Origin of the sequence: Sphingobacterium gobiense (genome assembly GCF_002980575.1) — a bacterium.
Classification (GTDB): Bacteria; Bacteroidota; Bacteroidia; order Sphingobacteriales; family Sphingobacteriaceae; genus Sphingobacterium; species Sphingobacterium gobiense.
Genome location: NZ_PVBS01000001.1, coordinates 1,363,541 through 1,376,068, shown reverse-complemented (window position 1 = coordinate 1,376,068; position 12,528 = coordinate 1,363,541). Strand labels below are relative to the sequence as shown.

Genomic DNA, 12,528 nt, shown 5'->3' with positions numbered 1-12,528 from the left:
CCTGCTATCCCACCTTAAAAAGAAAGGAGGTACGGAGGCAAAGATAAGAATTAGCAATAATATCCTATAAAAGGATTGGCTGTTGAAAGAGTAGATTAAGTAAGGGCGCATTGGACACGCCTTATAATTGTAAAAACGAGCTTGTTTATAAAGCTCATTTAAAAATCAAAAAAATGAAAAAAAAATTATTAGGCGGTATAGTTGCCGTTGTGATTGCAGCAGTTGCCGCGATTAACGTAAATATCAATAATGAAGCTGAAAATGGTTTGTCGGCATTTAGCCTTGCGAATGTAGAGGCCTTAGCACTGAATGAGAATAGTGGCAATTGCCAACGAAACTGTAAAGTAAAGTTAAACTACCTTTGTATCACCACCAATGGCGATCGTCACGGGTATATATGTGCGGACTAATTAAAATATAATATTATACCGTTATCATGCCTCTTATATACTTATATAAGAGGCTCTTTAAATTTTTTAATATGAAACAACTTTTTTGGGGATTTCTGGTTTTTCTATTAATCTCGTGCCGAGGAAACGACTTGGAAACCGGCGTCTACACGAACATACAAGCAAATGATAGTTTAACTTTTTTCGTAGGGCTTCCTGTTGATATGGAGCTTTACAAGGATTATCTTTTCGTATATGACTTTTTTGGAGAGAATGGATTAATCAGTGTCGTGGATTCGTTTAGAGATTCGACGTTATTTTCTTTTTTAAATACCGGTGGCGGGCCAGACGAAGTGGTGTCTTTATCAAATCTAGACATATTCTCCGACCAAGGACGGAATCTGTTTGGAATTTTTGACGTTAATACCAAAAGATACCGTTCATATGCTACCGATAGTATTTTTACAAACCAAGCTAATCTCAATCCAGTTCTTGATAGAAATGTTAACGTATCTTACTCAATAAACGAATTGTATAAAACAAATAGAGGGTACGTTGCTACAGGCTTTTTCCCAGATGGGAAGTTTGCAATAATGAATGATTCCCTAGAATTGATATATTACGGAGCAGAATATCGTCCACAGGAAAACAAAAATTTTTCTAAGGTTTTGCATGCTCAGGCAAATATAGGTAAAAGTCAATTGTCGCCGGATAGGAAATGGTTAGCTAACGTTATATTTCACGCTGGAGTAGTAGAGTTTTATAATTTAGAAACAGATACCATTGTAAAGAAATGGGAATTTGTAAAAGATGAATTAGATTATACTGTAAAGAATGGAAGGAATATTCATAACAAAGGTGTAGAAGGATTTATATCAGTGGATGTCACGGAACAAAATGTTTTTGCGCTGTATGCAGGAGAGGTGTCCGATCCTGACGCCATAGCTACTTACGGAAAGTATGTATATCAGTTCGATTTCGATGGAAATTTGATTCATATTTATGAGTTAGATAGGAAGGTATTGGATATACGTATTGAGGGAAATAACCTTAAAGCGATCGCTCATAATCCCGAACCTATAGTTGTGAGTTATGAATTATAATAAAACTATAGTGGATGAGTGGTTTATAAAATGTCTATATAAAAGGAAGTAGAATGTGTCTAAAATTTTGATAAGATGAAATCAACACCGATAAGCGTAATCTTTTTGTCCATTTTTTTATTTATTTCCTGTGTAAATGATAAAACGAGATACTTCGAAAGTACCAAGGCAGGAATTATTGAGTACTATAAGGATGACAGCCTGAGGTTAGAGGCAGCACGCTATATATTGAATAATATAGAAGGTCTAAAACATCTAGAAGATGACGAAAACCAGGGGCGACAACCGTATTTCGATTATCTAAAAAAAATTGCACTGCAAAGCGAGCTAGATCGTAATGGAAAAAAAAAAGAAGGTAAGAGAAAGCCTGAGAAAGAACTTTATACAAGAGTGTTGGATAGTATTTTTGAAGCTGAAAGACAACGCTCTGTTACTGTAGGTTCTCGACTAATTGAAGATATTTCATATCTTTCACAAGAGCAGATCCAAGAAAATATAGAGTTTGCTTTCTATACTAGACAAAATTTTCCTTGGTCAAAAAAGGTTGATTTCGAGGATTTTAAAGAGTATGTGTTGCCATACCGGGTCACCGATGCTTATTCACCACACAGCAAAAGAATCTTCTTGGAAGAATATAAACCATTAGTGGACTCTATACGTTCAATCTCCGATCCTCACGAAGTGGCAAAACGTATAAAAGATGATATTCACTTGTGGTTTAAAGAAGACGGCGTTCTAGGCGCTCGCTATCCCTTCTTATTCCCCATGACATTTGAAAATATCTTTAACGGCAGAGTTGGAACATGTTACGAAGCAACTACATTAAGAGTTGAAATTATGCGAGCTCTTGGCATTCCGACTGCCTTTGAAATAGTTCCTCATTGGGGTAATGTAAGCGCTCGACATTACTTTTACGCTGTCATAGCTGATAAAAATAACCCTACCGAGTTAATTACGAATGAAAATAAATATCGTGACACGCGGCACATAATTACCGGATCGAGTTATGTGGGAGAAAAATATGATTCTCCCAATAACCAAATCATTTACAATAAGACCGTTCCTAAAGTTTTTCGACTAGGTTTCGCTGTTAACCCTAAAAGTTTAGCGGCATTGGCTGACTATGACGAGCCGATACCAGATTTTTTTCGGAATGATAGGTTAAAAGACGTAACAAGTGAATATCTAGAGACAGCGTCAATTAGACTACAATTAAACAACTCAGAAAAAAAGACGGTATATCTAACCGTATTTAGCCCAGACGAATGGCAAGCAGTCGATTGGAGCCTCACTAATAACGGCTACGCCGAATTTAAGAATGTAGGGAAAAATATCGTCTACCTGCCATGCTACTATAATGGAGATTATATGGTGCCTGCCGGTTCTCCTTTTTTGTTGGATATGCAAGGTGAAACTCACCATTTTTCTCCTTCGGATGAACAAATAGCACTTAACCTCGATCGAAAATATCGCCTGTCAATTCATAATATCTCAAACGCTAGGCGAAGTCAGGGTATAAGGTTTTCTGTCGCGAATAAAGCAGACCTTTCTGACTCCGTCCAAATAATGACCTTAGACAGTTTAATTCTTAAAATGACGCGGTTTCCATTGGACAATCTGCAGGAGTCAAGATATATTATTTGTCAGTTTGAGCCGTCCCAAAAAATCAGTATTGCTGAACTGGAATTTATTGGATTAATCAGCGGAAAAGAGACAAAATTAAAAGGAAAGGTTTCAGGAAATATGGGGGGGTACAACAAGTCAACTGAGATGCTTTTCGATAATGATAGAAATACTTTTTACGAAAGTAGCGAAGAGGGACCGAATTATTTCGTGATTGATTTGAAAGATCCGTTTCAATTAAAGGAAATAAGAATTTGTCCTCGTAATGATACTAATGATGTTTTACCTGGTGATACCTACGAATTATTTTATTGGGATAGCAAGTGGGTGTCATTAGGGATAAGGAAGGGAATAGATTATAAATCACTAGAGTTTGTCGGACCTAAAAATTCGTTGTATTTATTGAAAAATATCTCTCGTGGAGTCGAAGAACGTATATTCTCATATCATCAAGAGAAGCAATATTTTTGGTAGGATTTTGACATATAGATTTCTTTTGTGTGACTGAAAAAGTAGAGCAGACAAGGAAAATACCGCCCAGTTAAGCTAACTACACAAGAATTGAGTAAGGATTGAGTCGTTCTTTTTTTTTCTAAAGATCAAGCACTTTGCTTTATTTGTTACCATGATAGATGGCAAAGAGCGTAAAATACTCAATATGGAAAGGATTATTAACAATAGTCGGTATGTTGGAGGAATTGTGCTAAAGATCGTCATAACGATGCTGGTCGTGATTATTCTCCGTACTCTTGTTTTTGCCTCCTTTAAGATTCCCTCTTTGTCCATGAAACCGACTTTGCTATCCGGAGATTTTATTTTAGTCAACAAATTGGTTGTTGGGCCGAGGATAGACTTTCTCGGAAATAAAAGAAATGGTGAACCGATTCGTCTTGCAGGATACGGGACTATTAAACGAAACAGTGTTCTGGTCTTTAATGATCCCTATTACCGGTCCCCTTCCCGAGAAATTGTTCAAAATTGGAATGTCTATTATGTAAAACGTTGTGTTGGAACGCCGGGTGATACCTTACACATTCAGGACGGTAATTATTATATCGACGGTCGTTTGAACACATTGGCCAATAAGTTTCATATACGGGATTTAAATCGAGCTTTATATATGTCACCGAGAGAATATGCCCCAAAGATGTTCAAAGCATTAGAGTGGACGATTGATAATTTCGGACCGATCTACATTCCACAGAAAGGCGATATAATCACTCTAGATACGCTCAATATATACCTTTATCGTCCATTGATTGAATATGAGACAGGAAAGAAATTAGTTAAAAGAAACGGAGCGTTTTCACTGGATGGACAGGCCTGTAAGCTCTACAAATTTAAGCTAAACTATTATTTCATGGCGGGCGATCTCGCTACGGATTCTAAAGACTCCCGTTATTGGGGGTTATTGCCCGAAGACCATATCGTGGGCAAAGTAGCTTATATTTGGAAATCCAGAGACCCGAGTACGGACGCATATAGATGGGAAAGGTTCTTTAAAACCGTTGAATAATACGTAGCAACTGAAATGTGTGTGTTAGTTTATTTACACTACACAGAGGGATGAATGGCCTGATAGCTTCATTGCCATTAAAAAAGCTTATATAGATGAAAAAATTAATAAACCTTTTTGTCGCTGTAGTTTTCTCGACTGCGCTTTTCGGTCAAAATAAGAACCACGTTGATGAGATAAAAGAAAAAAAAGCGTTGGAATGGGTTCATGCTGAATTGGCGAAAGCTAAAAATCCGCAAGTTTTGGAATCGTATGGTAGTGATGATTTTTTTAGGAAGGATTCTGTACGTATTGTAGGCTATATTAAGGGCTACGACATTGGGTTGGGCTTTTCAAGCGGTATGATTTACAATTCCAACCTTTTCACGCACGAGGATTTGCCTGTTACGGCCCGAATTTATGAAAATGGCACTTTTGAGTTCTCCTATGAAGTACTTTATCCTGAGATCTCCTGTATAATTTTTGATGACCAGGCCGTTGAGTTTTATATCGAACCTGGGCATACCTTAGGATTGTTATTGGATTGGGAAGAGTTTTTGCATAAGGATTATCACGGAAAAAATATCTACACACGGCACCCTATGCAATATTTAGGCGATTTAGGGAAATTCAATGAACGTCTATTTGCGATAGATTCACGTAGGCCAGATTATAAAGAATTACTAGATCGTCAGAAAAAGATGGCCCCGACCAAATTTAAAAGTACCTGGTTAAATCAATGGAAAACCGAGTCCTTAAGTTTAGATTCAGTTTTGTTGGCTTACAAGGCGGAAGCGAAGCTTTCATCGCTGATTAAAGCACAGTTGGATATGGTTTATGCCAATTATTTTTTTGAATACGCTCTTGATCGAGATTATTATAGTAAGCAGGATACAGCGAATCAGGTACTAAAGATGCCGCTCCCTGCCGATTACTATGATTTTGTCACCGCGATAGACTTTAATAATCAAGCCTATTTAGCCTCTTATGATTTTTCAGTTTTTATTAATCATTATGAATCCTTAAACCTGTTTCGCGTCCGACCGTCATTCACTGATTCGACATCGGCCCAGCTAGAGGGTTTAACTAAAAGAGGGTTGATAAATGACATTGCGTTAGGGAGACACATGGCGGTTATGCTAAATCAACACCCCATTTTCGGGGAACAGCTTGTACAAAATCAACTTATCGAACACCCCGTTGTCGCTAAAAGCATAAAGGAATACGCCAATTATTTGGAAACCAGGAGAGGAGGTTACGAATTGCCCGATACTGATGGTGCGAAAGTCTTTAAAAATATGGTTGATAAATATAAAGGAAAAGTGTTGATCGTGGACTTTTGGGCAGAATGGTGTGCACCCTGTCGGGTCGGTATAGAGACCCATTTGGCCGATCGTGAAAAATATGCAGATCATCCGGATTTTGCTTTTGTTTTTGTAACGGACGAGAGCTCCAGTGAAAAATTTTACCAGGAGTATACAGAAAAGCAAAAGATGATCAATTCCTACAAAGTCCGTGACGACGAATATCTGGCATTGCGCGAGTTGTTCCGTTTCAACGGGATTCCACGCTATATCCTCATTGACGCAGCGGGAAAAATAGTAGACGATAACTATTCAATGCGCAATTGGAAAAATGATTTCGTCAAACGTTTCCCAGATAAATTTAAAAGGGAAGACTTTTTCGACAGTATATCTGCGCAAGAATTGCGTCAGAATTGAGTAGTCCGTTTCTTTCTTAAAATCGAGGTGCTTTGCTTTATTTGTTTTATGATGAAACAAGTAAGAACAATCCTTTAAACCCGTGGAATGAATATACAGCAACCGCGGATACATTGGATAAATTACGTTTGCCTGCTACCGTTTATAGCATTGTTAGGAAATGCGCTTATTGCAGATGATTGGCAGACACATACCGGAATTGGAAAAAATATAGGTTTTTATATCGTAATAGCATTCATCCCGTTAGCCACCGCGTTATCGTTTTGGAATAACAGACAAAGTGTTAAATTCCATGTGGCAGACTATTTTATACTGTCTTGGCTGATAATTGCTTTTGGTCTTTCATATCTATATTTCCAAGCCGTAAACAATAAAATGGCAACGCTGGTACTGCTTGGAATATTATACTATTGTTTCCGTATTTTTTTGGTTCAAAATCAGATTAATCTGTATATGCTAATGCTTGCCCTGATGTTGGTCGGAGGAATAGAAGCGTTGTGGGGGTTATTGCAATTGTACGGTTTTACACCCGCACGACATGCCTTGTATACTGTATCGGGTTCCTTCTTCAATCCCGGTCCTTACGCGGGTTTTCTTGCGGTAATCTTGCCTGTTGCTCTCTTTTACCTATGCTCGGACAAGGAAGCTTTTGCAAAGCATCGACAACGCGGCACTGTTTTTTTCAAAATCCGCTGGGCTGTCGGACTATTAACATGCATCGTAATTCTATTGATCCTACCGACTACGATGAGCAGAGCCGCTTGGATGGCAGCTACCATAGGATGCGCAGTCGTGCTTGGGGGATACTATCGGTATTTTCTCAAACAAAAAAAAGAGAAGCGACGCACCATTGGAAGAAAGATAGGACAGGCAATCGTGTTTCTAACAATCATCTGCGTAGCAGTCGCTGGTCTTTATTATTTAAAAAAGGATTCTGCAGATGGGCGTACACTCATATGGAAATTGAGTATGCAAATGGCCTCCAGGACTTGGTTTGGAGAAGGATTGGGACGTTTCAGTGGAGGCTATGGAAATGAACAGAAAATGTATTTTGAATCGGGAAGAGGGACAGCTAGAGAGGAATGGTTAGCGGGAGAGCCCGAATACGCCTTTAATGAGTTTGCGCAAATCTTGGCGGAGCAAGGATACGTTCCACTAGTGCTATTTTTATTCACCATCATATTTACTTTCATAACCGGTATCCGCCATCGCCGGTTTATGGCGGTGGGTGGATTGGCTGCTCTCTTAGTATTTGCCCTATTTTCCTACCCTTTTAGTTTAATGCCCTTTTTGATTGTGTTTATTTTATTTCTTACAGCTTGTATATCAACGCGCTATATCGCAATTGATCTAGCGAAGAATCCTATCGCTTTAGACGTTCGCATACAATGGAATACTTATGCGGTCATAGCGGTGCTCCTTTTAGGGACGATGCACTCCGTCCAGACTATTTATAATAGATATCCTGTTTTCAAGGCACATAAAACCTGGGGAGAGGCACAGCTACTTTACCCGGCAGGAATGTATCAAGACGTAGTGGAAGATTACCGCGTTATATATCCTTTTATGCGTGATCAACCACATTTTCTTTTCGAATACGGGCGTAGTCTGTACATGACGGGAACATATGAAGAAAGCATAAAGGTGCTTTTTGACGGCACAGTAATTAGCGCGGACCCAATGTTCCGAATAATGATCGGTCGTAATAGGCAGAGACAGGAAAAATATAGCCTGGCGGAGACACACTATCGTTACGCAGCAAATCAGGTACCTAATCGCCTTTATCCGAATTATTTGCTAGCTAAATTATATGACGAAATGGGAGAACATAAAAAAGCGTACGACATGGCAAAAGTGGTCGTGAATAAAAAAGTAAAAATAAATTCGCCCGCGGTGGAAGAGATGAAAGCAGAAATGCGAAAGCGTATAGAAGAGTACAATAAAGAATTAGAAGGCAATAAAGAATTGGAAAATCGTCATGTATCAATCGCACAATAATCCGATACCGATAAAGAAAAGTATGACGAGATCTCACGCACAAATTTGGCGCTTGTGCGCTCTTATAGCGTTAATAGGAAACGCATGCGATAACGGTAATGAAACATCACGCAAAGACGACGAACACGTACAGGCATTGTTGCCGAGTGAAACAGCAGAGGTTAAAGCTTTCCGGCTAGAGCAACAAACCTTTAATCATGAGCTGATTTCGAATGGTATTATTATGGCCACGCAAAAAGCCGATCTGTATTTTGAGGAAGCACATATCGTCGAAGAGATTTTTGTAAAGAATGGACAACGTGTAAAGAAAGGACAAAAAATCGCACAACTGATGCAGTTTAAATTGCAAAATGCTCTTAAACAAGCCTCGGATAATTTAGAGAAAGCAAAACTGGAATTGCAGGACGTGCTCATTAGTCAGGGATTTACGTTGGCGGACTCTTTGAAGGTGCCGCAAGATATCATGAAGATTGCAAAGATAAAAAGTAATTATGAGCATAGTCTGATCCAGTACGAGCTAGCAGATTATAACCTGTCACATACGATACTATATGCACCTTATGATGGTGTCGTAGCGAATCTGTCCGCAAAGAAATATAATATACCACCTAGCAATGAACCTTTTTGTACAGTTATCGCCAATGAAGCTATGGACGCCCAGTTTACGGTGTTGGAAAGCGAACTTCCGCTGATCCGCCAGGGTGATCGTGTAGAATTATCACCCTTTTCCCTTCAAAACTATCATGTATCGGCCATAATAGATGAAATTAATCCATTCGTCGATGAAAATGGAATGGTTACGGTGAAGGCTCGTATCCGCGGTACATCGAAAGACTTGTACGAGGGTACAAATATCCGGGTACATGTCCAGCGGTCTGCCGGAAAGCAGTTAATCGTGCCAAAAAGGGCGTTGGTATTGCGAAATAATAGAAAGGTTGTTTTTACAGTTAAAGATAATCAGGCACATTGGAATTACGTACAAACAGGGCTAGAGAATTCTAATGGTTATGTGGTCACAGAGGGACTGCAAGTCGGCGACAGCGTGATCTATGACGGGAATCTTAATCTGGCGCATGAAACCCCTGTAAGGGTTGCTCATTAAAGTAAAGTACGTATGATCAAATACCTTATCAATCGACCCATAGCCGTATTTATGGCGTTTCTGGCATTCTTCATATTGGGCGTGATTACGTATCTCCATATACCCGTCTCGCTGTTGCCAAATATCCCCATCCCCGAAATCACGGTGCAGATATCCGGTAAGAATATGTCGGCACAGGCAATAGAGAATACGTTGGTGTCACCGATACGACGACAGTTGTTGCAAGTATCTAATATCCGTGATATCCAAAGTGAAGCACATAACGGACATGCCATCATCCGGTTGAATTTTTCCTATGGTAAGAATACCGATCTGGCCTTTATTGAAGTAAATGAAAAGATTGATGCAGCCATGAACCATATTCCCCGAGAGGTCGAACGCCCACGCGTGATTAAAGCACGTGCGACCGACATCCCCGTGTTTTTTCTCCACCTCACCTTAAACGAAGAAAAGCTGCGAAATAGGAAGGATGACGAACAAGGGTTCCTAGTGATGAGCGAATTGGCCAATACAGTTATCAAAAAGCGGATAGAGCAACTGCCGGAGGTAGCCATGGTCGATATCACGGGAATAGCAGACAAGCAGATACTGGTTACACCAAAACAACAGATGTTGGAAATTACGGGGATTACACTATCGGATATTTCATCAGCACTACAGGACAACAATATAGCACCCGGTGCAACGCAGGTTAAGGATGGGCATTATGCCTATAATATTAATTTTTCTTCCGTCGTGCGTACACTTGAGGATATCCAAGAGCTCTATATCCGGAAGAACGGGCGGATTTTTCAATTGCAGGATATCGCAGACATAGAGGTGGTGTCTCAGCTGGAGAAAGGAGTTGCGTTATACAATGGTCATCGGGCCGTTAGTATGGGCATTATCAAGCAAGGCGATGAAAACATGTCCAATCTGCAGGAAGCTTTGGAAAGTACAATAGGAAGCCTCAAACGCACTTATCCGGAGATACAATTTTCGACGACCCAAAACCAAACGGAGTTATTGGATTATACGATAGTTAATTTACATCAAAACCTCATTCTTGCCTTTGTTTTTGTCTGTCTAGTGTCCATCTTTTTTATGCGAGACATACGCTCCCCGTTGATCATTGGCATCAGTATATTCGTTTCTCTGATCATCAGTCTCTTGTTTTTTTATCTCTGTAATATTTCGTTGAACATTGTTTCCTTAACAGGTCTGATACTGGCGCTGGGCATGATGATCGATAATTCCATTATCGTTACCGACAATATCGGCCAGTATCGTTTAGGTGATTCGGGCATTGATGAGGCCTGCATCAAGGGGACAAACGAGGTCATCCTGCCGATGCTCAGTTCATCGTTTACGACGATTGCCGTCTTTGTGCCCTTAATCTTTATGAGCGGTATTGCGGGGGCAATATTTTTTGATCAGGCTTTTTCCGTGACAATAGGGTTGCTGGTTTCTTATCTTACGGGGATATTGTTGCTCCCGGTGCTATACAAACTCATCTATCGTGTGCGATTACGGGGACCACGATCACCTAAACCGGTAAGCGGTCAGGGCAGCAAAAATAAACCCGCCCCCGAACGAATATACCACCGTATAGCAGAGTGGGTATTTTCGTATAAGGCGATCACGGTGTTATTGATATTGGCAATATTCCCGTTAAGCGTATGGATGTTTTTTGTTATTCCGAAGGAAAAAATGCCCGAGATAAGCCAACATGAACTCTTGGTGAAGATTGAATGGAATGAAAATATCCATCTGGAAGAAAATCAGAAACGTTCGATAGCGCTTATAGAACATATACAATCTCAGGTAACGGTCACTTCTGCGCTTATCGGACAGCAACAGTTTTTATTGAACAGTGAACGCGAACACACAGTATCCGAATGTGAAATATACATGCAGGTAGCCGAGCAGACGGCCATCAACGCGCTTCAGGATAACATCATGCGTTATCTGGAGCAAGATTTTCCACAAGCGATTCTGGCTTTTGTGCCAACGGGAAACATTTTTGAGCGAATTTTTTCAACTACCGAACCGGATCTCCGTCTCGAATATTATCCTAGAAATCAGGTCAATATGCCGGGGCAGGATTCTATTATCGCTTGGCAAAGTCGCATCCATGCTTTAACGGGGTATCCATCCCGAAGTGTGCCGTTCCAGAAGCAATTGGATATTCAGATCGACCATGAAAAACTCCTGCTGTACAATGTACCCTATCATTTGGTAGACCAATCGTTGAAAGCGGGCTTTAAGGAAGAAGAGATCACCACACTCCGGTCCTATCAGCAGTACCTTCCTGTCGTGCTGGGGAAGGAACGTTCCGACGTACGCGAAGCGATCCAAAATACGCTACTCTATATACCGGGATCACAGCGGGAAGATCCGGCTCGTAACGTGCCTTTAAAGGTGTTTGTCAACATCGAAACGACAGAGGGGATGAAATACATCACAGCCGGTCGTAACGGTGAGTTCATACCCTTTGAACTGTACGATGTGGCGCATCCAGAAGAAACATGGAAAAAGTTACGGGAGCACGTCAGACCAAACAGTGGACGGGATATAGGCTTTTCAGGCGCATTTTTTTTCAACCAAAAGATGCTGGATGAATTGCTGGTCATCCTCTTGGTATCGATTATGTTGATGTATTTTATCCTAGCGGCACAGTTTGAAAGCTTTGTCCAGCCCCTGATTGTGTTAATGGAAATCCCGATAGCCATAGCGGCGGCTTTGGGTTTGTTGATGGTTTTCGGGTATAGTCTTAACCTGATGTCGGCTATCGGTATCATCGTCACCAGTGGCATCATCATCAATGACAGCATTCTGAAATTGGATATCATGAACCAGCTCCGCAAGCAAGATATCGATTTAATGGTGGCGATCCATGAAGCAGGGCGTAGAAGACTCAATGCCATCTTAATGACCAGCATGACAACCATTGTGTGTATGCTCCCGCTGTTGTTCAGCAACGATATGGGATCAGAGCTGGAAAAACCATTAGCCGTAGCAACCATTGGCGGCATGTTGATAGGAACACCAATCAGTCTTTTTGTAGTGCCGTTGGTGTATTGGTTTGTTTACCGTAAGAAGGCCGTAAAAAAATAAG

8 protein-coding genes are annotated in these 12,528 nt (G+C 40.4%); all 8 read left to right on the top strand.

The window, feature by feature from the left end; translation table 11 throughout:
• The first annotated feature begins 173 nt into the window (after positions 1-173).
• The 8 genes from C5749_RS05920 to C5749_RS05885 all read left to right on the top strand — a co-directional run bounded on the left by C5749_RS05920 (position 174) and on the right by C5749_RS05885 (position 12,527).
• Positions 174-410 (top strand): NVEALA domain-containing protein, encoded by a 237-nt coding sequence (locus tag C5749_RS05920; protein ID WP_105723901.1) that lies wholly within the window; start codon positions 174-176, stop codon positions 408-410.
• 71 nt (positions 411-481) lie between these two features.
• Positions 482-1,492 carry a BF3164 family lipoprotein gene (locus C5749_RS05915; RefSeq protein WP_181151292.1) on the top strand — a complete coding sequence of 337 codons (1,011 nt, stop codon included), beginning with the start codon at positions 482-484 and terminating at the stop codon, positions 1,490-1,492.
• 75 nt (positions 1,493-1,567) lie between these two features.
• The gene (locus C5749_RS05910) at positions 1,568-3,589 is read left to right on the top strand and encodes a transglutaminase-like domain-containing protein (RefSeq protein WP_105723897.1); all 2,022 of its coding nucleotides are present in this window, start codon (positions 1,568-1,570) and stop codon (positions 3,587-3,589) included.
• Positions 3,590-3,773: 184 nt separating this feature from the next.
• Complete coding sequence (lepB, locus tag C5749_RS05905; protein ID WP_181151291.1) at positions 3,774-4,631, top strand: signal peptidase I; 858 nt, start codon at positions 3,774-3,776, stop codon at positions 4,629-4,631.
• A 95-nt stretch (positions 4,632-4,726) separates the two neighbouring features.
• The gene (locus tag C5749_RS05900) at positions 4,727-6,331 is read left to right on the top strand and encodes a TlpA family protein disulfide reductase (protein ID WP_105723893.1); all 1,605 of its coding nucleotides are present in this window, start codon (positions 4,727-4,729) and stop codon (positions 6,329-6,331) included.
• A gap of 87 nt (positions 6,332-6,418) precedes the next feature.
• Positions 6,419-8,329 carry an O-antigen ligase family protein gene (locus tag C5749_RS05895; protein ID WP_105723891.1) on the top strand — a complete coding sequence of 637 codons (1,911 nt, stop codon included), beginning with the start codon at positions 6,419-6,421 and terminating at the stop codon, positions 8,327-8,329.
• A 22-nt stretch (positions 8,330-8,351) separates the two neighbouring features.
• Complete coding sequence (locus C5749_RS05890) at positions 8,352-9,431, top strand: efflux RND transporter periplasmic adaptor subunit (RefSeq protein WP_105725257.1); 1,080 nt, start codon at positions 8,352-8,354, stop codon at positions 9,429-9,431.
• A 12-nt stretch (positions 9,432-9,443) separates the two neighbouring features.
• Positions 9,444-12,527 carry an efflux RND transporter permease subunit gene (locus C5749_RS05885; RefSeq protein WP_105723889.1) on the top strand — a complete coding sequence of 1,028 codons (3,084 nt, stop codon included), beginning with the start codon at positions 9,444-9,446 and terminating at the stop codon, positions 12,525-12,527.
• The last annotated feature ends 1 nt before the right edge of the window (position 12,528 follow it).